The organism is Pseudomonas sp. 22189 (genome assembly GCF_052045635.1).
GTDB lineage: Bacteria > Pseudomonadota > Gammaproteobacteria > Pseudomonadales > Pseudomonadaceae > Aquipseudomonas > Aquipseudomonas parakoreensis.
Genome location: NZ_JBQEPG010000005.1, coordinates 270,451 through 294,554 on the forward strand (window position 1 = coordinate 270,451; position 24,104 = coordinate 294,554).

Consider the following 24,104-nt stretch of genomic DNA (forward strand, 5'->3'; position numbering starts at 1 on the left):
CATAATGTGATCGTGCTGATACTTCTGTAGGAGCTGCCGAAGGCTGCGATCTTTTGATCTTGCTTCTAAAAAATCAAAGGCAAAAGATCGCAGCCTTCGGCAGCTCCTACACGGGTCGGTGTGTGTCTTACGCGGCAGTAATCCGCCAAATCCCGAACGGCTGGTACGCCGGTTCGATGCGCATGAACTGATACTTGCCGTGCCAGTCCCAGCGATGCCCGTTCATCAAGTCCTCACCGTGCGTGGTTGCGTCGTCGGGCAGGCCCATCTCCCATAGCGGCAATTCGAAATTGGCCTCCTGCACGTTGTGCGGATCGAGGCTCACCGCCACCAGAATGAAATTGCTGCCATCAAAGCTGCGCTTGCCGAAATACAGAATGTTGTCGTTCCAGGCGTTGTAGATTTTCAGGCCCAGGTGCGTGTGCAGCGCCGGGTTCTGCCGGCGGATGCGATTGAGCTGGGCAATTTCGGCAATGATGTTGCCCGGCGCATTGAAGTCGCGGACGCGGATCTCGTACTTCTCCGAATCGAGGTATTCCTCCTTGCCCGGCACCGGCGCCGATTCGCACAGTTCATAACCGGAATACATGCCCCACAAACCCGATCCCATGGTCGCCAGCGCCGCGCGGATCAAAAAGCCCGGCCGCCCCGACTCATGCAGGAACGCCGGGTTGATGTCCGGCGTATTGACGAAGAAGTTCGGCCGGTAGCATTCACGCCATGGCGACTCATTGAGCTCAGTGAAATAGGTCGCCAACTCGGACTTGGTATTACGCCAGGTGAAATAGGTGTAGCTCTGGCTGTAACCGACCTTGCCCAGACGCGCCATCATCGCCGGCGTGGTGAACGCCTCGGCGAGGAAGATCACTTCCGGGTGCAGTGCCCGCACATCGGCAATCAGCCATTGCCAGAACGGCAGCGGCTTGGTGTGCGGATTGTCGACGCGAAAAATCTTCACGCCTTCGTTGACCCAGCCGACCACAATATCGCGCAGCTCGACCCACAAACTGGGGATCGCGTCCGGCGCATAGAAGTCGACGTTGACGATGTCCTGGTATTTCTTCGGCGGGTTTTCCGCGTATTTGATCGTGCCGTCCGGGCGCCAGTTGAACCAGCCCGGATGCTGCTTGAGCCACGGGTGATCCTGGGAACACTGGATGGCGAAATCGAGGGCGATCTCCAGACCATGCTCAGCGGCGGCGGCAACCAACCGGCGGAAGTCTTCGCGGGTGCCGAGCTGCGAGTGAATCGCTTCGTGCCCGCCCTCCTCACTACCGATCGCGTAAGGACTGCCCGGATCATCCGGGCCGGCGGTCAGGGAATTGTTGCGGCCCTTGCGGTGGGCGCGGCCGATCGGGTGAATCGGCGTGAAGTACAGCACGTCGAAGCCCATGTCCTGAATCATCGGCAGACGCGCGTGCACGTCGTTGAAGGTGCCGTGACGCTTGGGATCGTCGGTGATCGAGCGCGGAAACAGCTCATACCAACTGGCAAACTCGGCCAGCTCCCGTTCGACGTCCACCGGGAATTCGGCGCTCAGGCTCAGATAGGCACGGTGATCGGCCTGCGCCATCAATTGCGCACTGCGCGAGTGCAAAAACAGCGCCACCTGCTCGGTTTCGAGCAGGCCGGACAATTCATGATGCAAGGCGGCGAGCTGTTCGCTGAGCTGACCGTCGCTGCGCTCGGCGGCCTGCTGCACCATAGTGCGGCCTTCCTGCAGTTCGAGCGACACCGGGACGGCGGCGTTGTGCTTTTTCTCCAGTTCGTACTGGAAACTGGCGAAGTGATCGATCCACGCTTCGATGCAATACAGGTAGCGACCCTGGCGTTGGGGACGAAACTGCCCCTGCCAACTGTTATTGCCCAGCTCGTTCATTACCTCGCTGTGCCAGGACTCTTCGCCCTCCGCACGCCAGCGGATGCGCACCGCCAGCTTGTCGTGGCCGTCGGCAAAGACCTTGCTGGTGACGATCACGTCACGCTCGACGATCGACTTGACGGCAAACTGCCCGCCATCGAGGGTCGGCATGGTGTTTTCGATCACGATGCGCGGCAGCAGTAACGCCTGCGACAGCGGCATATGCGGGTTATAGCTCTGCTCTGAAGGTTTTTCAGCGGACATCGAGCCTCTCTCCTTTACGCCCCAAGGACGCTCTTGTGCCGGATCCGTGTCCACAAGGAGGCACCGGCCCCGACATGAACTCACTTAGGTTCCGAGCGACCGGCGCGGGGAAAAGTTCACAGGGATTTGCCTGGGCAAAAAAGCGGATCGAATTCGCCAGCAGGTGGTCAATCCACTTAAGCACTTCTCACGCCATGTGCCACACGGAGGTCTACAGATGAACATCCCGATCCCGGCAGAAACGCCTGATCCGAACATCGACAAACCCACCTTGCCCGAGACCGAACCGCAGCCGATTCCCGAGCAGGAACCCCCAGGCACCACGCCACCGCCGAAGGAAGAACCGCCGACGACAATGCCGCCCGTCATCGTCTGAGCAACACGCCCCCCTGTAGGAGCTGCCGCAGGCTGCGATCTTTTGATCTTGTTTTTAAAAATCAAAGTCAAAANAGATCGCAGCCTGCGGCAGCTCCTACAGGTTGTTCGCGGTGTTCACAGATGCTGGTTTTTCTCGTCTTCTTTCTCGAACAACCTGACCACCCGTGGCATCACGCTGAAAATCCCCAATGCCAACACGGTGCTGAGCAGTGCAGTCGCTTCCCTGCCCAACCCCGCCGCCACGCCGATCGCCGCCGTCATCCACAACCCGGCTGCAGTGGTCAGCCCTTTGACATGACCCTCATCGCCTTCCTTGTTTTTCAGGATGGTTCCGGCGCCAAGAAAACCGATCCCGGCGATCACGCCCTGCAACACCCGGCTCATGGCATCGGACTCCGCCCCGCTGGTTTGCGGCACCAGCACAAACAGCGCCGCGCCGAGTGCCACCAACATGTGCGTGCGCACCCCGGCGGCCTTGCCTTTGTGCTCACGTTCAAAACCAAGAATCCCGCCGAGCACCGCCGCCATCAGCAGGCGCACGGTGATGCGCGTCAGTTGCGAAGCGTCGCCGACATCGGCGAACTCCGCTTGCAGCGTTACCCACACTTCATGCCACCAAGCGTTCATCGCTCCTTCCTTTTTATTTGTCGTTAATGGATGGACAGCAGCGACCATTAATCAGTTGCGCAGAACGATCGGCCACGCGCGCGCCCTAACCTCTCAGGTACCCATGAAAAAAGGACAGCCTCATGCCCGTTCGAATCGATGAATCCAACCCCGAATCAAAAGTGTGTTTTTTCACCGTCGAAAATGGCGAAGAAATTCGTATCTGCGACACCCTGGAAGTCAAAACGGATAGCGAAAAAGCCATGTCGTTCGTGGAAATTGAAAGCCGGCGCGTTTACATCACTGAAGCAGAGGCGGATGCCTTGACCGTCGCCGGCGCGAAAGACGGCCGCAAGCACCTGAAGGCTGACGAGAGTGATTCGGTGATTTGACTGACCCTGATCAACACCCGGTGCAGACGCCTGCGATAGGCGTTTGCGCCTGCGCCTGCGGGCTGCTTCAAGTTGTCGCAGGGCGTCGCTCAGACGCCATCTGATCCGCTTTTTATTCAAATAGCTGAGTCTGTTATGCAAACAGATCGGCGCTCATAGTTCGTTCGCCTGATGGAGGCTGATGAGCGAATGACCATGAGCGAACAAATCCCCGTCCGAACCGTAGAAGCAAGCCCCACCATTAAAAATGTGCCAGGTCGCCCAATGAAGGCGAAGGCCGGCTCCACCGACAAGCAGATCCACACGCGCAGTTTCACCGGGCTGTTCCGCCGCCTGCGCATCAGCGGCGCAGGGTTTCTGTTTTTGCTGTTTTTCGGCACCGTGTGGTTGAACTGGGGCGGTCGTCAGGCCGTACTGTGGGACCTCGCTGAAAGCAAATTCCACATCTTCGGCGCAACCTTCTGGCCACAGGATTTCATCTTGCTCTCGGCGCTGCTGATCATTGCTGCGTTCGGTCTGTTCGCCATCACCGTGTTCGCTGGTCGGGTCTGGTGCGGTTACACCTGCCCGCAGAGCTCGTGGACATGGATTTTCATGTGGTGCGAGAAAGTCACCGAAGGCGAGCGCAACCAGCGCATCAAACTGCAAGCAGCGCCGTGGGGCCTGAACAAACTGGCGCGGCGCGCCGCCAAGCACACCTTGTGGCTGGCGATCAGCGTGATGACCGGGCTGACCTTCGTCGGCTACTTCACGCCGATCCGGCCGCTGGCCGAAGAGCTGTTCACCCTGCAGATTGGCGGGGTCAGTCTGTTCTGGGTACTGTTCTTCGCCGCCGCCACGTACATCAACGCCGGTTGGTTACGCGAAGCGGTGTGCATGCACATGTGCCCGTATGCGCGATTCCAGAGCGTAATGTTCGACAAGGACACCCTGGCGATTTCCTATGACGCGGCGCGTGGCGAAAACCGTGGCCCGCGCAAACGCGACGTGAAGCCCGCCGAAGCCGGTCTCGGCGATTGCATCGATTGCCAGTTGTGCGTGCAGGTCTGCCCGACCGGCATCGACATCCGCGACGGTCTGCAGATGGAATGCATCGGCTGCGCGGCGTGCATCGACGCCTGCGATTCGATCATGGACAAAATGAATTACCCGCGCGGCTTGATCCGCTACAGTTCCGAGCGCGAATTGCAGGGTGGCAAGACCCACCTGCTGCGGCCACGGTTGATCGGCTACGTCGCGGTGCTGCTGGTGATGATCGGCGCACTGGCACTGGCTTTGGTCGAACGGCCCATGGTCTCGCTCGACGTGACCAAGGATCGTGGGTTGTTCCGCGAGAACGGTCAGGGCCAGATCGAAAACATCTACACCCTGAAGGTGATCAACAAGACCCAACAGCGCCAGGACTACACCCTGAGCCTGGTGGATGGCGACGGCTTCCAGTTACAGGGCAAGACCGAACTGAGCCTGGCGCCGGGCGAGATTGTCGATGTGCCGGTATCGGTGGCGATGACCACCGAACGCCCGGCCAGCAGCTCGCAGACCTTGAGCTTCAAGATCGCCGACAGCGACGAGCCGCAGATTTATAGCGTGGCGAAAAGCAGGTTTGTGGCGCCGATGAATCGCTGATCCCTTAGACTGCGGCGCGGCCATTCGCGAGCAGGCTCGCTCCCACAGGGTTTTGTGGACACTGAGATCCAGTGTGGGAGCGAGCCTGCTCGCGAATGAAGGCAGCGCGGTCTTCCAGAATGAACCCAACCCGGACGCAAGATGAAACGCTACGAAAAATTCGCCGACGACATCGCTGAACTGATCCGCTCCGGCGTCCTCGGCCCCGGGCAGCGAGTGCCATCGGTGCGCTACGCCAGCCAGACCTACGGGGTCAGCCCGTCCACGGTGTTCCAGGCCTATTACCTCCTCGAACGTCGCGGACTGATTCGCGCGCGGCCGCGCTCCGGCTACTTCGTCAACACCCACGCGCCGAGTCCGTTTTCCGAGCCGGTGATCAGTAGCCACGTCAACGACTCCACCGAAGTCGACGTCAGCGAACTGGTGTTCTCGGTGCTCGAATCGATCAAGGACCCGAGCACCGTGCCCTTCGGCTCGGCGTTCCCCAGCCCGACCCTGTTCCCATTGCAGCGTCTGTCGCGCTCGCTGGCCAGTGCCGCGCGGGAGATGGACCCGCGCATGGTGGTCACCGACATGTCGCCGGGCAACCCGCAACTGCGTCGGCAGATTGCCCTGCGCTACATGGTCGGCGGGCTGATGCTGCCCATGGAAGAACTGCTGATCACCAACGGCGCCCTCGAAGCGCTGAACCTGTGCCTGCAAGCAGTGACCGAACCGGGCGATCTGGTGGCCATCGAAGCCCCGGCGTTCTACGCCAGCCTGCAAGTGCTGGAGCGCCTGAAACTCAAAGCCGTGGAAATCCCCGTGCACCCGCGCGACGGTATCGACCTCGGCGTGCTCGCCCAGACCCTGGAACGCCATCCGATCAAGGCCTGCTGGTGCATGACCAGTTTCCAGAACCCGATGGGCGCGACCATGCCCGAAGCCAAGAAACAGGAACTGGTGGAACTGCTGCGCCGGCATCAGGTGCCGCTGATCGAGGACGACGTCTACGCCGAACTTTATTACGGCCAGCAAGCGCCGAAACCGGCCAAGGCGTTCGACACAGAAGGGCTGGTGATGCACTGCGGTTCGTTCGCCAAGAGTCTGGCCCCCGGCTACCGCATCGGCTGGGTCGCCGCCGGGCGCTATGCACAGAAAATCGAGCGGCTGAAACTGATGACCTCGCTCTGTGCCTCAATGCCGGCGCAAGCGGCCATCGCCGACTACCTGCAACACGGCGGCTACGACCGCCACTTGCGCAAATTGCGCTACGCCCTGGAAGAACAGCAAAGCGCGATGCTCGCGGCGATTGCCCGCTACTTCCCGGCGCAGACCCGGGTCAGCCAGCCGGCGGGTGGCTACTTTTTGTGGCTGGAATTGCCGCCGCAGATGGATTCCTTGAAGTTGTTTCAGATGGCATTGGCGCAGGGCATCAGCATCGCGCCGGGGCCGATCTTCTCGCCGACTCAGCGTTTCAGGAATTGTATTCGCCTGAATTACGGCAGCCCGTGGACCGAGGATTCGGAGAAGGCAATGGAGACATTGGGGCGGATTGTGCGGTCGTTCTGACAGTCAGATGTTGCCAGCGATGAGGTAAGATCGCCCAACACAAATGTCAAAAATCAGCCCTCCCCCCCAAATCAACAAACGTTCCAGAACATCGGACGCACCAATATACGTTCGCTTCAAAAAGCCGTTCAAAGCGCACTGGTGAACAATTCAGCGCTGTTTGTGTAACCCGGGTCAGGTGTTGGAAGCTGTCCTGCGGTGATCAGGACTGCACCTGAGCCAAGTAATGTCGCACTGTGGGAATGACGGCCGTCGCTCAAGTCACCGACACGGATCCACTCATCTTTCGCAGATTGGTAGATTTCGGCGGACCATGGATCATTTACATCGAATGCCCCGCTCCCACCTGTCACAAGCACCTCGCCACTCGCCAGCCTGGTCGCTGTGTGCCGATTGCGAGCAACCATCAACTCAGCCGTCCCTTGCCAAGTGCCATCATTCGGGCAATAGAGGACGCCACTGCGCAACGCAGCCCCAAATGGTTCGCCAGCGCCCCCGGCCAGCAGAACGCGTCCATCTTTGAGCAGTGTCGCTGTTTGCTGCATTCGCGGCGCAGGCAATGCTTCGACTTCTTTCCAGGTTCGACGCTGCGGATCAAAAACAAAAGCGCTACGAAGTGCAGCATTTTCAATTGCCGAGTAGCCGCCAGCAACCAGCACCTGCCCTGAGTCGAGCAATGTCGCGGTGTGATCCATTCTTGCGACAGGCAGACTGGGTACATCCACCCATTGGCCCGTTGACGGGTCAAACAGCTCGACACTATCGAGGACTTCACCGCCGCTGGGCTGCAGATTGTTGCCACCTGTCACTAACACCTCTCCGGAACGCAATAACGTGGCGGTGTGAGCAAAACGCGGCGTCTTCACGTCAGCAGCGGCGCTCCATCGATTGCTGTTGGCGTCATATAACTCGACACTGCGCAGTGTAGTTCCATTGCTCCCGCCTACGACCATGACCAAGCCGGAATGAAGAATCAGCGCAGTGTGAGACCAACGTGGAATACGAAGGGGGGCCGCCGATAACCACATTTGCCGAGTCGGGTCATAGCGCTCAACGCTTGATGTCACCGAGTGCAAGTCAAATTGCATGCCGCCAGGAAACAGCGCATCAAAACGCACGGACGTGAGGGGGGTGAGAGTTGCCCCCACCGTATTGAGCCCTCCGGCTACCAACACTTCCCCGCTCGTCAGCAATGTCGCACTGTGCAACGCCCGCGGCACTGACAGGGGCGCCGTTGGTTCGAAGTTCCCACCTGAAATCGTGTACATTTCGCTGCTCCCGTTTAGCCACGGCGAACAGCGCAATTCGGGAGTCGATTTGCCAATGTCCGTCACGTCTACTCTAGGCGCAGCAGCAAACAGATCAAACTGTCAAAACTGACAGTTGACAACGATACAAAACACAAATGCGTCAGAACATTGGCTCTAACGTCCGCCCCCCAGATCAACAAACGTCCCCGTCGCATAAGAAGCCTTGTCGGACAGCAACCAGACAATCGCCTCCGCCACCTCATCCGGGCGCCCGCCCCGAGCCATCGGAATCGCCGACTCAAGCTTGCTGACCCGATCCGGATCGCCGCTCAGCGCATGGAAGTCGGTGTAGATGTAGCCCGGACGCACCGCGTTGACGCGAATGCCCTCGCCCGCCACTTCCTTGGACAGACCGATGGTGAAGGTGTCGAGCGCGCCTTTGGACGCGGCGTAGTCGACGTATTCGTTGGGCGAGCCCAGGCGTGCGGCGACCGAGGAGACGTTGACGATGCTGCCACCCTGCCCGCCGTGCTTGGGCGACATGCGCAGGATCGCGTGCTTGGCGCAGAGGATCGGCGCCAATACGTTGGTTTTCATGATTTTGAGAATGCGGAATTCGGACATTTCATCGACCCGCGACTTATGGCCGACGGTGCCCGCATTGTTCACCAGTGCGGTGACCCGTCCCAGCTCGGTGTCGACCCGGTGAAACAGTGCGATGACTTCGTCTTCGATGCTGACATCGGCGCGCACCGCAATGGCCTGCGCCCCCAGCGCCCGCACTTGCTCCAGCACGCTTTGCGCGGCCTGTTCATCCGACTGATAGTTGATGCAGATGCGATAGCCCTGCCCGGCAGCCAACAACGCCGTAGCGGCGCCGATTCCGCGCCCGCCACCGGTGATTACCATGACTTTATCCATGCTGGCCCTTCCCCCAATGCACACGTAACAGTCGGGGTGAAGAATAACCGTCATTGGGCGGTTTTGCATGGGCTCTGTCCAAGACAAAACCCTGCATGAGACTGAGATGTTTTTTGTGGCGAGGGAGCTTGCTCCCTCGCCACCGTTTGCAGTCAGACAGCCGCCTGAGCCTTTCCACGGGTGAGGTTCTGCATGAACGCGTCAGCCGGCATCGGATGGCCCAACAGATAGCCCTGCAACGAATCACAGCCCAACTGCGTGAGGAAGTCCTGCTGTACGCCAGTCTCCACGCCCTCGGCAACAATGCGCAAACCGAGTGCCTGCCCCAGCGCCACAATCGCCGAGACGATGGCCGCGTCATCGCTGTCGTGCTCCAGATCGCGGACAAACCCTCGGTCGATCTTCAGTTCGTTGGCCGGCAAACGCTTGAGGTACATCAGGCTCGAATAGCCGGTGCCAAAGTCGTCGATCGACAGGTCGACGCCCATGTCCGACAACTCCTGCAACACCGTCATGCTGGCATCGGCGTCACTCATGGCCGTGGTTTCAGTGATTTCCAGGGTCAGGCTGTTGGCCGGCAAATGATGCGTGGCCAGCGCCCGGGCCACGCTCTGTACCAGCCCCGCGTGGCAGAACTGTAACGCCGAGAGGTTCACTGCAATGCGCCAGTCGGTGTAACCGAGCACATACCATTCGCGCATCTGCCGGCAGGCCTCGTTGAGCACCCAGTCGCCGATGGCGATGATCAGGCCGGTCTTCTCCGCCAGATCGATGAACTTGTCCGGCAGCAACATGCCCTGGGTCGGATGCTGCCAGCGCAGCAACGCTTCGGCCCCCACCGGACGACCGCTGGCAGCGTCGAATTTGGGTTGGAAATACAGGCTGAACTGCCGGTGCTCCAGCGCGGCGCGCAGATCTTGCAGCAACTGCAGCTGCTTGCGTGCGTTGCTGTTCATCGAGGCATCGAAGAAGCTGTAGCCGTTTTTACCGCCGCCCTTGGCGTGATACATCGCCGCATCGGCGTTCATCAGCAGTTCCTGAGCGCTCTGGCCATTACCCGGGTACAGGGCGATGCCGACGCTGGCGGAAATCTGCAACTCATGCTCGGCCACGCGAAATGACTGGCCGATCAGGCCGACCTGGCGCGCTGCCAGGCTCAGGGCATCGTTGGGCTCGGTCAGACGCACCAGAAGCACGAACTCGTCGCCGCCAATTCGCGCCAGCGTGTCCTGACTGCGCAAATCCTCACGCAGGCGCACCCCGACTTCGCGCAGCAACTGGTCGCCCATGTGGTGGCCAAAGGCATCGTTGACTGGTTTGAAACCGTCCAGATCGATGAACATCAACGCAAAACAGCCGCCCTGCTCCTCGACCTTCTTCATCGCCTGATTGATCCGGTCGTCCAGCAGCATGCGGTTCGGCAGGCCCGTCAGGGTATCGTGCAACGCCAGTTGCGTCAGCTCACGGTTGGCCAGGGTCAGCGAATGCGCCAGATCGGCAGTGCGTGCTTCGAGGCGAGCATCGAGAATCGAGGTCAGCAAGGCGATCGACAGCACCGCCAGCGTGGTGATCAGCACCAGATTGTCGAGGCCGTTACCCTTGAGACCGGCGAGCGTCGCGCCGCAGAAACTGCCTGCGGGAAACTGCGCCGCAGCCATGCCGGTGTAGTGCATGCCGACAATGGCAATGCCCATGATGATTGCCGCACCGCCGCGAATCAGGCGCACATAAGGCGAGTGCTGGCGCAGGCGAAAGGCGATCCATAACGCCGCCGCCGAAGCACCGACCGCAATCAGCAATGAGGCGCCGAACAGGGTCGGGTCGTAATCGATGCCAGGCGTCATGCGCAGCGCGGCCATGCCGGTGTAATGCATGGCGCTGATGCCGGCGCCCATGATCAAGGCGCCGAAACCCAACTGCAGGATCGGCAGTTTCGGCTGGCTGACCAGCCACAGGGCAAACCCGCACGACAGAACGGCAATCAGCAGCGACAGCGCGGTAATCGCAATGTCGTAACCCAGTTCGATCGGCAGCTTGAAGGCGAGCATGCCGATGAAGTGCATCGACCAGACGCCGACACCCATCGCCAGCGCGCCGCCCGCCGTCCAGAAATGCACTGCGCGCCCACGGGCGCTGGCGATGCGCCCGGTCAGGTCGAGCGCGGTGTAGGACGCGAGGATCGCCACACACAAAGAAATGAAAACCAGGGTGAAGGAATAATTACCGATGAGCATGAAGATTCTCGCGACCACCCGCGCCGTACTGCGTCCATTCTCGGCCGGGCAAATGCGGCGATTGTACTGATTGCGCGGAAGAACGCACTGACAAAGTAATCATTTTGCCATCAACCCGATGAAACGCTTGTTTGATGGTTTTGCAAGGCTCTGGAGCAACCATCACAACTTGTAGGAGCTGCGGCACGCTGCGATCNCCTTGTTTTTTAAGATCAAAAGATCGCAGCGTGCCGCAGCTCCTACACGATTTATTCGGTGGCCAGTTGACCGTCCCACCCGCCCCCCAGCGCGGCAATCAATTGCACGCTGGCAATCAGGCGATTCTGCAGGATATTGAGCACAGTGCGCTCGTTGCTCAGCGCCGTGGCTTGCACCACAACCACATCGATGTAGGCAATCAACCCGGCCTTGTACTGATTCTGGGTCAGACGCAGCGAGTCGCGCGCCGCATCCAGTGCTTCCTGACGCACCGCCGCCTCGTCTTCATACACTTTCAGTTGCACCAGATAGTTTTCCACTTCACGGAAACCATCGAGCACCGTCTGGCGGTACTTGGCGACAGTCTGGTCGTACACCGCCTCGGTACGGTCAACCTCGGCCGAACGGATGCCACCGTCGAAGATCGGTAAGTCCAGTTTCGGCCCGACCGACCAGAAACGGTTGGGTATGGTCAAAAGATTTTTCGAGGTACTGCTGCTGTAGCCGCCGCTCATGCTCAACGTCAGATCCGGGTAATACGCGGCTTTGGCCACACCGATATTGGCGTTGGCAGCGATCACCGAGCGCTCCGCCGAGGCAATGTCCGGGCGCCGTTCCAGTAGCTGCGACGGCAGGCTCAGAGGAATCTGCGGCAGGTTCGGGATGTTCTGGGTCTCGGCGATGCTGAACTCGGCCGGCGCCTGTCCGGTCAGTACGGCGATTGCATTTTCGAATTGCGCCCGTTGCCAGATCAGGTCCACCAGATCGGCCTGGGTGGTTTTCAACTGGGTCTGTGCCTGCGCCACCGCATCGCGCCCGGAGATCCCGGCGCGGTACTGGTTCTGAGTCATTTGCAGGGATTTTTCGTACGCCGCGACCGTGGCTTCAAGCAAGCGTTTCTGCTGATCGATCACCCGCAGTTGCAGGTAGTTCTGCACCAGTTCCGACTGCTGGCTCAGACGCATCGCGGCCAGATCGGCGAAGCTCGCCTGGGCGCTGGCCTCGTCGGCCTCCAGGCCTCGGCGCAATTTGCCCCAGATATCCGCTTCCCAACTCACGCCCAACTGCGCGTTGTAGGTATCGCGAATCCCGCTGGAAGAACTGCTCAGGCTCGAACTGCTGCTGCCGGTGCCCTGACTGGAGCGGGTCTTGCCCACGCTCAGGTCGACACTGGGGTAAAACGCCCCACGGGCACTGCGCACCAAGGCCTGGGCCTGACGGTACTGCGCTTCGGATTGCGCCACGGTCTGGTTGGAGCTGTTGAGTTTCTCGATCAGGCCATTGAGCTGCTGATCGCCATACAGCTCCCACCAGGCACCACGCGCCAGCGCGTCACTCGGATTGGCCTGGCGCCAGCCCTCGGCCTCTTTGTACTGTGCAACCTCGGCAGTCTGCGGGCGCTGATAGTCCGGGCCGACGGCGCAGGCGCTGAGCATCGCCACGCACAGCGACAGGCTCAACAGCCGCGAACCGCGCGCAGTGGCCAGATTGAGAAGCGAACGGTCGGTCATAGCGGAGTTTCCAGAGCAGCGTCAGTACGCACGCCACGCCACTTGTTGAAGCGGTGGCGCAGCTTGTCGAGATAGAGGTAAACCACAGGCGTGGTGTAAAGGGTCAGGACCTGACTGAAGATCAGGCCGCCGATGATGGTCAAACCCAGGGGCTGGCGCATTTCCGCGCCTTCCGCACGGCTGAGCAACAGCGGCAAGGCACCGAGGATTGCCGCCAGGGTCGTCATCAGAATCGGCCGCAGCCGTTGCAGGCAGGCGCTGCGGATCGACTCCAGCGGCGACAGGCCCTGATGGCGTTCCAGTTGCAGCGCCAGGTCGATCATCAGAATGGCGTTTTTCTTCACCACCCCGATCAGCAGGAACAGTCCGAGCAGCGAAATCAGGCTGAACTCGCCGCCCAGCGCGTAGATCGACAGCAACGCGCCGACCCCGGCCGAGGGCAAGGTCGAGAGGATCGTCAGCGGGTGAATGTAGCTTTCATACAGCACACCGAGCACCAGATACACCGCCAGCAGCGCACCGAGGATCATGAACGGCTGGCTCTTCTGCGTCGCGGCAAACGCATCGGCGGTGCCGGCCATTTTCGCGATCACGTCTTCCGGCAGACCGACCTTGGCAATCGCCCGCTCGATGGCGGCACTGCCCTGCTCCACAGTCACGCCTTCGGCCATGTCGAAGGCGATGCTTTCGGACGCAAACTGGCCTTCGTGGCTGACGCGGTCGTCCTCCAGGCTGTTTTCGTAATGGGCAATGGTCGACAACGGAATCCGCGCACCGTCAGCGGTAATCACCTGCACCTGATTGAGGGTGACCGGATCCTGCGCGTACTTCTGATTGACCTCCATCACCACCTGATACTGGTTGAGGCTGTCGTAGATGGTCGAAATCTGCCGCTGGCTGTAGGCGTTGTTCAGCACCGCCGTGACCATATTCATGTCGACCCCAAGGCGCTTGGCCTGATCGCGGTCGACGATCAGCGTCACCTGCTGCGCACCGCGTCCTTCGCGGGCATCAATCGCAGTCAGCTCCGGCAGTGCCCGCAGCGCGGTCACCACTTTCGGGTACCACTCGCGCAGGGCGCCCAGGTCTCCGCTTTGCAGGATGTAGCTGTATTGCGAGGTGGTCTGTTCGCGGCCGCCGCCGAACTGCAGGTCCTGATCCGCCATCAGCATCAACTGGGCGCCGGGGACCTTGGGCATCTCCTTGCGCAGGCGTTCGATGACTTTCTGCGCCGACAGGTTGCGTTCCTTGATCGGCTTCAGGCGCACCAGCATGAACGCGTTATTGGTGCCGTTGGTGCCACCAATGAACCCGGCTACGCTCTCCACCGCTTCGTCCTTGAGCACGGCGCGGCGGAAGGTTTCCATTTTCGGTTGCATCACGCTGAACGACAGGCCGTCGTCGCCCCGCACGAAACCGATCAACTGGCCTGTGTCCTGCTGCGGCATGAACGTCTTCGGCACCACCACGTACAGCGCGACGTTGACCCCGACTGTGATGATCAGACTGAGCAGGGTCAGGCGGCGGTGGCGCAACACCCAATCGAGGCTGGTCGCATATTTGCCGACCATCCAGTCGTTGATCCGGCGGCTCCAGCGTTGCAAACGGTTTTCCTGGCCCGGCGTGTGCGGCTTGAGCCAGCGCGCGCAGAGCATCGGCGTCAATGTCAGCGAGACCACCAGCGACACCACGATCGCCGCCGCCAGGGTGATGGAAAACTCGCGGAACAGGCTTTCGACAATACCGCCCATGAACAGGATCGACAGGAACACCGCCACCAGCGACACGTTCATCGACAACAAGGTAAAACCGACTTCCTTGGCCCCGAGGTACGCGGCCTTCATCGGTTTGACACCTTCGTCGATGTGCCGGGAAATGTTTTCCAGCACCACGATGGCATCGTCCACCACCAGCCCGGTGGCCAGAATCAACGCCATCAGCGACAGGTTATTCAGCGAAAAACCGTAGAGGTACATCACCGCGAACGTGCCGACCAGCGACACCGGCACCGCCAGCGTCGGAATCAGCGAGGCGCGAAAGTTACCCAGGAACAGGAACACCACCAGAACCACCAGCGCCACAGCGATCAGCAAGGTCATTTCCGCTTCGTGGAGGGTGGCCTTGATCACCGGCGAGCGGTCCATCGCCAGATTCAGCTTCACGCTGGCCGGCAGCACCGCTTGCAAGGCCGGCAACTGCGCCTTGATCTCGTTGACCGTCTCGATGATGTTGGCGCCGGCCTGGCGGTTGATCACCAGCAGCACCGCCGCATCATCGTTGAAGAAACCGCTGTTGTAACGGTCTTCGACGCCGTCGCTGACCTTGGCCACGTCCTTCAGACGCAGGGCCGCGCCGTCCTTGTAATGGATGATCAGCGACTCGTAATCCTTGGCTTTCTCCAACTGGTCGTTGGCCTGGATCTGCCACAGGCGCTCGCCGTCTTCGACCGAGCCCTTGGGCCGGCGTACGTTGGCCGCGGCGATGGTCTTGCGTACATCGTCGAGCGCCACGCCGTACTGGTTCAGCGCTTGCGGTTCGAGTTCGATACGCACCGCCGGCAGCGAACTGCCACCGATCTGCACCTCACCCACGCCCTGCACCTGGGACAGGCTCTGCGACAGGATGGTCGAGGCCAGGTCGTAGAGCTGGCCTTTTTCCAACACGTCCGAGGTCAGCGACAGCACCATGATCGGCGCCTGCGACGGGTTGACCTTCTTGTAGGTCGGCATGCTGCGCATCCCGCTCGGCAACAGGTTGCGCGAAGCGTTGATGGCTGCCTGCACCTCGCGCGCCGCGCCGTTGATGTCGCGGTCCAGGTCAAATTGCAGAATGACCCGGGTCGAACCCTGGCTGGAACGGCTGCTCATGGTGTTGACGCCGGCAATCGCGCCGAACGAACGCTCCAGCGGCGTCGCCACCGTGGACGCCATCACCTCGGGACTGGCGCCGGGCAGACTGGCCTGAACCACGATCACCGGAAAATCCATTTGCGGCAGCGGCGATACCGGCAACAGGCCGAAACTGACACCGCCCAGCAACATGATCGCCAGGCTCAGGAGCATGGTCGCGACCGGGCGCTTGATGAAAGGACCGGAGAGGTTCATTGACCGCAATCCCCATCAACACACCTACCCACTGTGGGAGCGAGCCTGCTCGCGAATACGGTCTGACATTCAACGTTGATGGTGACTGATCCAGCGCTTTCGCGAGCAGGCTCGCTCCCACAGTGGATGAGGTGCAGCAAATTCATACCACCACCTCATCACGGTCGGCATTGGTCTTGCCAAAGCGCCGACCGAGGCGATCGAAATACAGGTAGATCACCGGCGTGGTGAACAAAGTCAGCACTTGGCTCACCAGCAAGCCGCCGACCATCACCAGACCCAACGGCTGACGCAACTCAGCCCCGGAACCGGTGGCGAGCATCAACGGCACGGCGCCGAACAGCGCCGCCAGTGTCGTCATCAGAATCGGCCGGAAACGCAGCAGCGCCGCCTGATAGATCGCCTGTTCCGGCGCCATGCCCTGGGTGCGTTCGGCGTCGAGGGCGAAGTCGATCATCATGATCGCGTTTTTCTTGACGATACCGATCAGCAGGATGATGCCGATGATCGCGATCATCCCCAGATCGTTGCCGCTGAGCAGCAACGCGAGCAAGGCACCCACTGCCGCCGACGGCAGGGTCGACAGGATGGTGATCGGGTGAATGTAACTTTCGTAAAGCACGCCGAGTACGATGTACATGGTCACCACCGCCGCCAGAATCAGCAGCAAGGTGCTCGACAGCGAGGCCTGGAATGCCTCGGCCGCGCCCTGGAACTGGGTCTGCACGCCAATCGGCATGCCGATGTCCTTCTGCACCTGTTCGATGATGTCCACCGCATGCCCCAGCGCCACGCCGGGCGCCAGGTTGAACGACATCATCACCGCCGGGAACTGGCCGATATGGGTGATCGCCAGTTGCGCCTGACGCTCCTCGACATGGGCCAGACTCGACAGGCGCACCTGCGCACCGTCAGTGGTCTTGACGTGAATCTGGTCCAGCGCCGCCGGCCCGATTTTCTCCCCGGCCTGTGCCTGCAGCACCACGCGGTACTGGCTGGCCTGGGTGTAAATGGTCGAGATCTGCCGCTGGCCGAAGGCGTCATACAGCGCATCGGTGATGTTCTGCACCGAAACGCCGAGGCGCGACGCCGCATCGCGGTCGATCACTAGATACACTTGCAAGCCTTTGTCCTGCAAGTCGCTGGCAACGTCGGTCAATTCCGGTTGCTGCGCCAAGGCTTCGACCAGACGCCCGCTCCACTGGCTGAGCAATTCGGCGTCCGGTGAGGACATGCTGAACTGGTACTGGGTACGGCTGACCCGATCCTCGATGGTCAAATCCTGCACCGGTTGCATGAACAGACGGATGCCAACCAGTTTGTCCAGTTGCGGCTGCAGGCGCGCGATCACCTCGGTGGCGCTCAGGTCACGCTGGCCGTGAGGCTTGAGGTTGATCAGCAGACGACCGCTGTTGAGCGTGGCGTTGTCGCCGTCGACACCGATGTAGGACGACAGACTTTCCACCGCCGGATCTTCAAGAATCACCTTGGCCAGCGCCTGCTGACGCTCGCCCATGGCCGCGAAGGAAATCGACTGCGGTGCTTCGGATATACCCTGGATCACCCCGGTATCCTGCACCGGGAAGAAGCCCTTGGGCACTACCATGTACAGAAACACGGTCAGTGCCAGCGTTCCGATGGCCACCAACAGGGTCAGCGGCTGGTGTTTGAGCACCCACTGCAACTTGCGCCCGTAGGCGGCGATCATCCAGTCGATGAAGCCGCCGCTGGCCCGGTAGAAACGGCCCTGCTCGTGGGCTTCTGGCTCTCGCTTGAGCAGGCGTGCGCACATCATCGGCGTCAACGTCAGCGAAACCACCAGCGAAATCAGGATCGCCACCGCCAGGGTGATGGCGAACTCGCGGAACAGCCGCCCGACCACGTCAGCCATGAACAACAACGGAATCAGTACCGCGATCAGCGACAGGGTCAGGGAAATCAGGGTGAAACCGATCTGCTTGGCGCCTTTGAGTGCCGCCTGCATCGGGCTGTCGCCCTCCTCGATGAAGCGCGCGATGTTTTCCAGCATCACGATCGCGTCGTCGACCACAAAACCGGTCGCGATGGTCAGCGCCATCAAGGTCAGGTTGTTGACCGAGAAGCCGGCGAGGTACATCACGCCAAACGTACCGATCAGCGACAGCGGCACCGCCACTGACGGAATGATCGTCGCGCTGGCGCGCCGCAGAAAGAGGAACGTCACCATCACCACCAACGCGATGGCGATCAGCAGTTCGTGCTGCACGTCGGTGACCGAGGCGCGGATGGTCTGGGTGCGGTCGGTGAGCACGGTGACGTCGAGGCCAGCCGGCAAGTTGTCAGTGATGCTGGGCAGCAAGGCCTTGATCCGGTCGACCACCTCGATCACGTTGGCGCCCGGCTGACGCTGGATGTTCAGCAGCACGGCCTGATTCTGGTTGGCCCACGCGGCGAGACGTTCGTTCTCGGCGCCGTCGACGATTTCCGCCACATCCTTCAGACGCAGCGGCGCGCCGTTCTTGTAGGCGAGGATCAGGTTGGCGTAGTCCTTGGGCGACGTCAGTTGGTCGTTGGCATCGAGCATGGAGACCCGGGTCGGGCCGTCGAAGTTACCTTTCGGCTGGTTGACGTTGGACGCGCCGATCAGGGTGCGCACGTCTTCCAGGTTCAGGCTGTTCGCCGCGAGAGCTTCCGGGTTGACCTTGATCCGCACCGCCTGCCGCTGACCGCCGGCAATGCTGACCATGCCGACGCCGCTGATCTGAGCGATCTTCTGCGCCATGCGCGTGTCGACCAGATCATTGAGTTTGGGCAGCAGCATGGTTTTCGAGGTGATCGCCAGGGTCAGCACCGGGGTGTCCGCCGGGTTGACCTTGTTGTACACCGGCGGTGCCGGCAAGTCGGTCGGCAGCAGGTTGGTCGCGGCGTTGATCGCGGCCTGCACCTGCTGTTCGGCGACGTCCATGTTGATGTCGAGGCTGAAACGCAGGGTCAGCACCGACGCGCCGCCGGAACTGGTCGAGGCCATTTGCGTCAGGCCCGGCATCTGCCCGAACTGGCGTTCGAGCGGCGCGGTCACGGCGCTGGTCATCACGTCGGGACTGGCGCCGGGGTACAGGGTCATGACGCGAATGGTCGGGTAATCGACCTGCGGCAACGCCGAGACTGGCAGCAAGCGATAGGCAATCAGGCCGGCCAGAACAATGGCCAGCATGCTCAGGGTGGTAGCTACAGGACGGAGGATGAACAGCCGCGAAATGTTCATGCGCCCTTCTTGGCCTTGTCAGCTGTGGCAGCGTCCGGTGCACTGGCGGCGGGTTTGCCTTGCAGGTGGCCGGTCGGGGTGGTCGGCACGTCATTGCTGTCGTTGACCACTTCCACTTCACTGCCTTCCTTCAGACGGTCGGTGCCTTCCAGCACCACGCGATCGCCCGCAGCGAGGCCTTCGGTGACCACGGTGTTGGTGCCGTCGCTGGCGCCGATCTTCAATTGGCGGATGGTGACTTTCTTGTCGCCGTCCAGCGCGTAGACGAAGGTGCCGTTGGTGCCGAACTGAATCGCGGCCGACGGTGCCAGCACCACGCCTTTGAGGGTGTCGGCCAACAAATGAACGTTGACGAACTGATTGGGGAAAAGTGACTGGTCGCGGTTATCGTAACGGGCCTTGAATTTCAGGGTGCCAGTGGCGACGTCGATCTGGTTGTCGAGACTTTGCAACACGCCGCTGGCCTGGATTTTGGTATCGCCGCGATCCCATGCCTCGGCCGGCAGCCTGGCGCCGCTGTGGTAGCGTGCCAATACGGTTTCGAGGCTGTTTTCCGGCAGGGTGAAGACCACGCTGATCGGCTGGGTCTGAGTGATCACTGCAAGGAACGTGGTGTCGTTGGCCGCAACGAGGTTGCCGACGTCGACCTGACGCAGACCGACGCGGCCGGCAATCGGTGCGCGGATCTTGGTGAATTCGAGATTCAGCTTGGCGTCGTTGACCGCCGCCTGATTGGTCTTGACCGTGCCCAGGTACTGGCCGACCAGTGCTTCGGCGGTGTCCAGGGTTTGCTTGGCAATGCTGTCTTCCTTGTACAGGCCGCGATAACGCTCGACGTCGACCTGCGCATTTTTCAACTGCGCCTGGTTCTGCAGCAAGGTGCCTTCAGCCTGGAGCAAGGCGTTCTGGTACGGACGCGGATCGATCTCTGCCAGCAAGTCGCCGGCCTTGACCATCTGTCCTTCTTCGAAATTGATCTTCACCAACTCGCCGCCGACCCGGCTGCGCACGTTGATGGTGTTGAGCGCGGTCACCGTGCCCAGCGCCTTGTAATACAGCGGGAAGTCGCCCGTGACCGCCGGGGCCACCCGCACCGGAATCGGCCCGGCCGCGCCGCCGAAGCCCGGCCGCATCATCCCCGAACGCCCGGCATGACCGCTCGCCGCCTTGTCGGCGCCCTCCTTGTGGGCCGAACCGGCGGGCCAGAATTTCCAGCACAGGACGGCGATGACCAACAGGACGAGCAGGCTGATCAGCCAGCGACGGGCGTTGCGAGGGGACGATTGCATGGATTGATTAACCATTGGGCGCGTGGGCTTCTTTTACGGGAGGCTGAACGATAAGCACTGATGGGATTTAAGCAAAGCAGCTTTACCGGCAATTTACCTTCAACTTACGTTTCAAGGTGTGAGGCAAAACACTGATACACAAATGAAAACGGCCTGGACAGGGCCAGGCCGTTAACAATTGTAAAAGCGCTTATTTGAGAACGGCGAGTGCTGCGTCGTAGTTCGGCTCTTCAGCGATTTCCTTGACCAGCTCGCTGTGCAGCACGTTGTCGTTCTCGTCCAGAACCACTACGGCACGGGCGGTCAGGCCTTTGAGCGGGCCGTCAGCGATGGCTACGCCGTAGTTTTCGATGAACTCGGCACCGCGCAGGGTCGACAGGTTCTGCACGTTTTCCAGGCCTTCGGCGCCGCAGAAACGGGCCTGGGCGAATGGCAGGTCAGCCGAAATGCACAGCACCACGGTGTTGTTCAGTTCGTTGGCCTGAGCGTTGAACTTGCGTACCGAAGTCGCGCAGGTCGGGGTGTCGACGCTTGGGAAGATGTTCAACACTTTGCGCTTGCCGGCGAAGTCTTTCAGGGTGACGTCGGACAGATTGCCGGCAACCAGGGAAAAGGCTGGCGCCTTGGAACCGGCTTGTGGCAACTGGCCGTTGACTTGAACCGGGTTGCCTTTGAGGGTGACTTGAGCCATGACTTTAGTCCTTCTTAACGTGGTGATTGAGCATGCAAGAGGCCGAAGTTAACCACGAAATTGTCCGACGACCTATGCCCTGACTGAAAATTGTCAGGGGCCGCGCAAAAAATTGTATACAACCCTCGTGTAGGAGCTGCCGCAGGCTGCGATCTTTTGACTTTATCTTTTCATCAAGATCAAAAGACCGCAGCTTCGTTTCACCGACAGCTAAAAGAATTGGTCAGTCGGGCATGGATCGGATGATGTCGGCTAGATCATCCTTGGTTATTTCATTGGCCTTGATCGCAGCGGCAATATCGGTTTTGGAGAGCGGAAACCGTTTGAAAATTTCTTTCAAGGTTTCCTCATCAACATTGGCCAGCCAGAGCGGGTCTATAAATGAACCGCCATACTCAGGCTTCATGGGTACTTCTTCGTGTGCAATTGCACCCTTATGATTGAGATACACCACATAACGGTCATGCCCTTCAGGAAAGCTTTTATCGTGATAAAGGGTAGTACCCAAAGGCAGGACATAGTAATTCTCGTCGCCATTCGGCCCTTCAATCAGCAACGGTTCTTTGCTCTTGATCATTTTCATATTGGGCGCTTTCGCAATATCGCCAAAAATCAGAAAAGCCAAAAAAATCGCATTGACGGATAAAACTGCCACCAGCCATATGCCAAGACGTCTATTTGTAAACATTTTTCTTATCACAGGGGCCTCGGTATTTGCTTCGAGCATGGCTTGTAAATCCGCAGGCATGAAAATACCGTCCTTCGGACTACTTTGCGTACGCGCTGCCTGTCTTTCGATGAAAGACCTCGCACCTCATTGAATTTCGCCGGGTTCTGCACAATTGACTTTCCCGAAACCTTTGCTCCTGCAATTGTCACGGTTGTGCAGTTATTCGTAGTCTGATGATAGGTGTAACTCCACTGAATAGTCGGAGCTGCCCCCTTCGGTTTCCGGACGAAGAGGTGGCAGCTGTACGCAGGTTGGAAACCCGGGCAGCGGCGACCCGGATGACCCGAAGATCCCCCGCGCACAGCCGCCATAACGGAGTGCACACATTCGAATGTGCGCAAGGATACGTTATGAAAGGCGTGTACGTGCCACTAATACCCATCGGGGTTTCCAGTCCCGGTCGCTGAATTGGCAGCGACGAACACAGGCTAGAGACCCGACATCCGACGGACAACCTGAAAACCTTGTGGGAACGTTCCGCAAAATCGAAACAACGTTTAAACATCCTGAATTGAAATACGCACGGGGAGTTGCCGAAGGCTGCAATTTTTTGATGTTGGTTTTTAACGACAGGAGCAAAAGATCGCAGCTTGCGGCAACTCCTGCATTGGCAGTTGCAGTGTGTCGGATTGCGTTTGTTAAAACGCCGGACTGCATCTTTTATTCAGAGACCTGTCGATTCACGCCCTGCCCGTTCGACTAAGCAGTGAATCAACCCCATCCCCTGGAGAAACCACCATGCGATTCATGATCCTTGTCAAAGCCAGCGCCGACTCCGAAGCCGGCATCATGCCCAGTGAAGAGCTGATCACCGCCATGGGCAACTTCAACGAAGAACTGGTCAAGGCCGGCATCCTCATCGACGGCAATGGCCTGCACCCGAGCAGCAAAGGCACCCGCGTGCATTTCTCCGGCGACAAGCGCACCGTCATCGACGGTCCGTTCATCGAGACCAAGGAGCTGGTGGCCGGCTACTGGATCTGGGAAGTGAAGTCGAAAGAAGACGCTATCGAGTGGGTCAAGCGCTGCCCCAATCCGATGCCGGGCGATTCCGATATCGAAATCCGCCAGATCTTCTCCGCCGAGGATTTCGGTGCCGAGTTCACGCCTGAAGCACGGGCGCAGGAAGAACGCGTTCGCGAGCAAGCGAAGAAAAATCTGTAATCCCCGCCCCCTGTAGGAGCTGCCGCAGGCTGCGATCTTTTGATCTGGCTTTTAAAAAATCAAAGTCAAAAGATCGCAGCCTGCGGCAGCTCCTACAGGGTCGTAAAAATTCAGCGCCCACCTTTAGTTTGACTCTGTAGACAAAACCAAAGAATTAATCCCTTCGACTGGCTAACTCCCGATTAGCTGCTAGCGTCATTCAGACGTGTCCTACAGGCTTGATAAAAAAGGAAATACGTCCAACGGCCGAGAGGCGCCGGGACGTCCATGCAGTAGCCACCAGGGAAACGGGGACCATGTCAAAAAAATTGGGGATTCACGCCTTGCTGCTGGCGAGTTCGCTGGCGCCTGCAGTTTGTGCCTTGGCGAATAACGCCGAAGAGGCCAACAAAAGCAACAACCCGCTGAACCTGGCGCCCGGCGCCAACCTGCAGGATTACTACACCCCGAAGCTGTTCGACAGCAACCTGCACACCAACGACGCTCTGCTGCGCGGCACTTTGCCGATTGCGCCCAACGATTTCATCGGCGTACCGCAACTGCTGCGCGCAACGATGCCGATCAGCACCCGACCCGATCCGCACGGCGGCTACAGCACCGGCATCGGCGATCTCAATCTGTTCGACATCTTCCTGCTCAAGACCGACGGCGTGCAGTTGGGCATCGGCCCGCAAATAACCGCACCGACCGCTGCCGAAGATGAATTGGGCACGGGCAAATGGCAGGCCGGCCTCGCGGCGGTAGCGATCGATTCGTCGCCGCGCGGCTTGCTCGGTGCGCTGGTGCAGTACCAGAGCTCGTTTGCCGGCGACCACGACCGCGCGCATGTCGAAACCGCAACCCTGCAGCCGTTCATCATTCATAACCTCAACAAGGGCTGGTACCTGCGCTCTACCGGCACCTGGACGTTCGACCTGAAGAACAACACTCACTACATCCCGATCGGCCTGGGTGCAGGCAAGGTCTGGAAGTCCGGCAGCAACATACTCAACGCCTTCCTCGAACCGCAGTGGACCGTCGAGCGTAAAGGCGACGGTGTGCCGCAGTTCACCCTGTTTGCCGGGATCAACGTGACATTCGGAAAATAAGG

17 protein-coding genes are annotated in these 24,104 nt (G+C 60.0%); 6 read left to right on the forward strand and 11 right to left on the reverse strand.

Annotation, left to right across the window (positions count from 1 at the left end; genetic code table 11):
• Positions 1 to 127: 127 nt before the first annotated feature.
• Positions 128 to 2,125 (reverse strand): alpha-1,4-glucan--maltose-1-phosphate maltosyltransferase, encoded by a 1,998-nt coding sequence (locus ACTJKS_RS07545; protein ID WP_108182604.1) that lies wholly within the window; start codon positions 2,123 to 2,125, stop codon positions 128 to 130.
• A 217-nt stretch (positions 2,126 to 2,342) separates the two neighbouring features.
• Between ACTJKS_RS07545 and ACTJKS_RS07550 the strand changes: the two genes are divergently transcribed.
• Positions 2,343 to 2,501, forward strand: a complete 159-nt coding sequence (locus tag ACTJKS_RS07550) for a hypothetical protein (protein ID WP_003224520.1) — start codon at positions 2,343 to 2,345, stop codon at positions 2,499 to 2,501.
• A gap of 116 nt (positions 2,502 to 2,617) precedes the next feature.
• Here ACTJKS_RS07550 and ACTJKS_RS07555 read toward each other — a convergent pair whose 3' ends face one another.
• Positions 2,618 to 3,130, reverse strand: coding sequence for an MgtC/SapB family protein (locus tag ACTJKS_RS07555; protein ID WP_108182603.1), 513 nt, complete (start codon positions 3,128 to 3,130; stop codon positions 2,618 to 2,620).
• Between the two features lie 122 nt (positions 3,131 to 3,252).
• Between ACTJKS_RS07555 and ACTJKS_RS07560 the strand changes: the two genes are divergently transcribed.
• From ACTJKS_RS07560 to mapR, 3 genes are all read left to right on the forward strand, one after another.
• Entirely contained in the window at positions 3,253 to 3,501 is a 249-nt protein-coding gene (locus tag ACTJKS_RS07560; protein WP_041067006.1) for a DUF3203 family protein, read from the forward strand.
• Between the two features lie 195 nt (positions 3,502 to 3,696).
• Positions 3,697 to 5,127 carry a cytochrome c oxidase accessory protein CcoG gene (gene ccoG, locus ACTJKS_RS07565; RefSeq protein ID WP_262948372.1) on the forward strand — a complete coding sequence of 477 codons (1,431 nt, stop codon included), beginning with the start codon at positions 3,697 to 3,699 and terminating at the stop codon, positions 5,125 to 5,127.
• 141 nt (positions 5,128 to 5,268) lie between these two features.
• On the forward strand, positions 5,269 to 6,678 hold the full coding sequence (mapR, locus tag ACTJKS_RS07570) for a GntR family transcriptional regulator MpaR (RefSeq protein WP_008087199.1): 1,410 nt from the start codon (positions 5,269 to 5,271) through the stop codon (positions 6,676 to 6,678).
• Positions 6,679 to 6,806: 128 nt separating this feature from the next.
• On the opposite strand, the gene ACTJKS_RS07575 is transcribed toward mapR, so the two are convergent.
• From ACTJKS_RS07575 to ACTJKS_RS07615, 9 genes are all read right to left on the reverse strand, one after another.
• Complete coding sequence (locus ACTJKS_RS07575; RefSeq protein ID WP_108182602.1) at positions 6,807 to 7,946, reverse strand: Kelch repeat-containing protein; 1,140 nt, start codon at positions 7,944 to 7,946, stop codon at positions 6,807 to 6,809.
• A gap of 156 nt (positions 7,947 to 8,102) precedes the next feature.
• Complete coding sequence (locus ACTJKS_RS07580) at positions 8,103 to 8,849, reverse strand: SDR family oxidoreductase (RefSeq protein WP_047294160.1); 747 nt, start codon at positions 8,847 to 8,849, stop codon at positions 8,103 to 8,105.
• Positions 8,850 to 9,001: 152 nt separating this feature from the next.
• Positions 9,002 to 11,083, reverse strand: coding sequence for a putative bifunctional diguanylate cyclase/phosphodiesterase (locus ACTJKS_RS07585; protein ID WP_041066997.1), 2,082 nt, complete (start codon positions 11,081 to 11,083; stop codon positions 9,002 to 9,004).
• Between the two features lie 248 nt (positions 11,084 to 11,331).
• The gene (locus ACTJKS_RS07590; protein WP_262948365.1) at positions 11,332 to 12,792 is read right to left on the reverse strand and encodes an efflux transporter outer membrane subunit; all 1,461 of its coding nucleotides are present in this window, start codon (positions 12,790 to 12,792) and stop codon (positions 11,332 to 11,334) included.
• Positions 12,789 to 15,896: an efflux RND transporter permease subunit gene (locus tag ACTJKS_RS07595; protein WP_198759803.1), complete on the reverse strand. Its 3,108-nt coding sequence runs from the start codon at positions 15,894 to 15,896 to the stop codon at positions 12,789 to 12,791. Before ACTJKS_RS07595 ends, ACTJKS_RS07590 begins: the two co-directional genes overlap by 4 nt.
• A 142-nt stretch (positions 15,897 to 16,038) precedes the next feature.
• Positions 16,039 to 19,140: an MdtB/MuxB family multidrug efflux RND transporter permease subunit gene (locus ACTJKS_RS07600; RefSeq protein ID WP_041066988.1), complete on the reverse strand. Its 3,102-nt coding sequence runs from the start codon at positions 19,138 to 19,140 to the stop codon at positions 16,039 to 16,041.
• Positions 19,137 to 20,444: an MdtA/MuxA family multidrug efflux RND transporter periplasmic adaptor subunit gene (locus ACTJKS_RS07605; RefSeq protein ID WP_108182599.1), complete on the reverse strand. Its 1,308-nt coding sequence runs from the start codon at positions 20,442 to 20,444 to the stop codon at positions 19,137 to 19,139. The genes ACTJKS_RS07600 and ACTJKS_RS07605 overlap by 4 nt, the downstream gene beginning before the upstream one ends.
• A 175-nt stretch (positions 20,445 to 20,619) precedes the next feature.
• Positions 20,620 to 21,120, reverse strand: coding sequence for a thiol peroxidase (gene tpx / locus ACTJKS_RS07610; RefSeq protein ID WP_041066982.1), 501 nt, complete (start codon positions 21,118 to 21,120; stop codon positions 20,620 to 20,622).
• 223 nt (positions 21,121 to 21,343) lie between these two features.
• A complete protein-coding gene (locus ACTJKS_RS07615) occupies positions 21,344 to 21,868 on the reverse strand; it encodes a hypothetical protein (RefSeq protein WP_262948362.1) in 525 nt (174 codons plus the stop codon).
• Between the two features lie 720 nt (positions 21,869 to 22,588).
• Between ACTJKS_RS07615 and ACTJKS_RS07620 the strand changes: the two genes are divergently transcribed.
• Together ACTJKS_RS07620 and ACTJKS_RS07625 are read left to right on the forward strand one after the other, a co-directional pair.
• Positions 22,589 to 23,014 carry a YciI family protein gene (locus ACTJKS_RS07620; RefSeq protein WP_108182598.1) on the forward strand — a complete coding sequence of 142 codons (426 nt, stop codon included), beginning with the start codon at positions 22,589 to 22,591 and terminating at the stop codon, positions 23,012 to 23,014.
• A gap of 296 nt (positions 23,015 to 23,310) precedes the next feature.
• Positions 23,311 to 24,102 (forward strand): hypothetical protein, encoded by a 792-nt coding sequence (locus tag ACTJKS_RS07625; protein ID WP_108182597.1) that lies wholly within the window; start codon positions 23,311 to 23,313, stop codon positions 24,100 to 24,102.
• Positions 24,103 to 24,104: the final 2 nt, after the last annotated feature.

Coding starts and splice junctions, on each gene's coding strand:
- ACTJKS_RS07545 (WP_108182604.1), bottom strand. CDS start 2,125: ATGTCCGCTGAAAAACCTTCAGAGCAGAGCTATAACCCGCATATGCCG.
- ACTJKS_RS07550 (WP_003224520.1), top strand. CDS start 2,343: ATGAACATCCCGATCCCGGCAGAAACGCCTGATCCGAACATCGACAAA.
- ACTJKS_RS07555 (WP_108182603.1), bottom strand. CDS start 3,130: ATGAACGCTTGGTGGCATGAAGTGTGGGTAACGCTGCAAGCGGAGTTC.
- ACTJKS_RS07560 (WP_041067006.1), top strand. CDS start 3,253: ATGCCCGTTCGAATCGATGAATCCAACCCCGAATCAAAAGTGTGTTTT.
- ccoG (WP_262948372.1), top strand. CDS start 3,697: ATGAGCGAACAAATCCCCGTCCGAACCGTAGAAGCAAGCCCCACCATT.
- mapR (WP_008087199.1), top strand. CDS start 5,269: ATGAAACGCTACGAAAAATTCGCCGACGACATCGCTGAACTGATCCGC.
- ACTJKS_RS07575 (WP_108182602.1), bottom strand. CDS start 7,946: ATGTACACGATTTCAGGTGGGAACTTCGAACCAACGGCGCCCCTGTCA.
- ACTJKS_RS07580 (WP_047294160.1), bottom strand. CDS start 8,849: ATGGATAAAGTCATGGTAATCACCGGTGGCGGGCGCGGAATCGGCGCC.
- ACTJKS_RS07585 (WP_041066997.1), bottom strand. CDS start 11,083: ATGCTCATCGGTAATTATTCCTTCACCCTGGTTTTCATTTCTTTGTGT.
- ACTJKS_RS07590 (WP_262948365.1), bottom strand. CDS start 12,792: ATGACCGACCGTTCGCTTCTCAATCTGGCCACTGCGCGCGGTTCGCGG.
- ACTJKS_RS07595 (WP_198759803.1), bottom strand. CDS start 15,896: ATGAACCTCTCCGGTCCTTTCATCAAGCGCCCGGTCGCGACCATGCTC.
- ACTJKS_RS07600 (WP_041066988.1), bottom strand. CDS start 19,140: ATGAACATTTCGCGGCTGTTCATCCTCCGTCCTGTAGCTACCACCCTG.
- ACTJKS_RS07605 (WP_108182599.1), bottom strand. CDS start 20,444: ATGGTTAATCAATCCATGCAATCGTCCCCTCGCAACGCCCGTCGCTGG.
- tpx (WP_041066982.1), bottom strand. CDS start 21,120: ATGGCTCAAGTCACCCTCAAAGGCAACCCGGTTCAAGTCAACGGCCAG.
- ACTJKS_RS07615 (WP_262948362.1), bottom strand. CDS start 21,868: ATGCCTGCGGATTTACAAGCCATGCTCGAAGCAAATACCGAGGCCCCT.
- ACTJKS_RS07620 (WP_108182598.1), top strand. CDS start 22,589: ATGCGATTCATGATCCTTGTCAAAGCCAGCGCCGACTCCGAAGCCGGC.
- ACTJKS_RS07625 (WP_108182597.1), top strand. CDS start 23,311: ATGTCAAAAAAATTGGGGATTCACGCCTTGCTGCTGGCGAGTTCGCTG.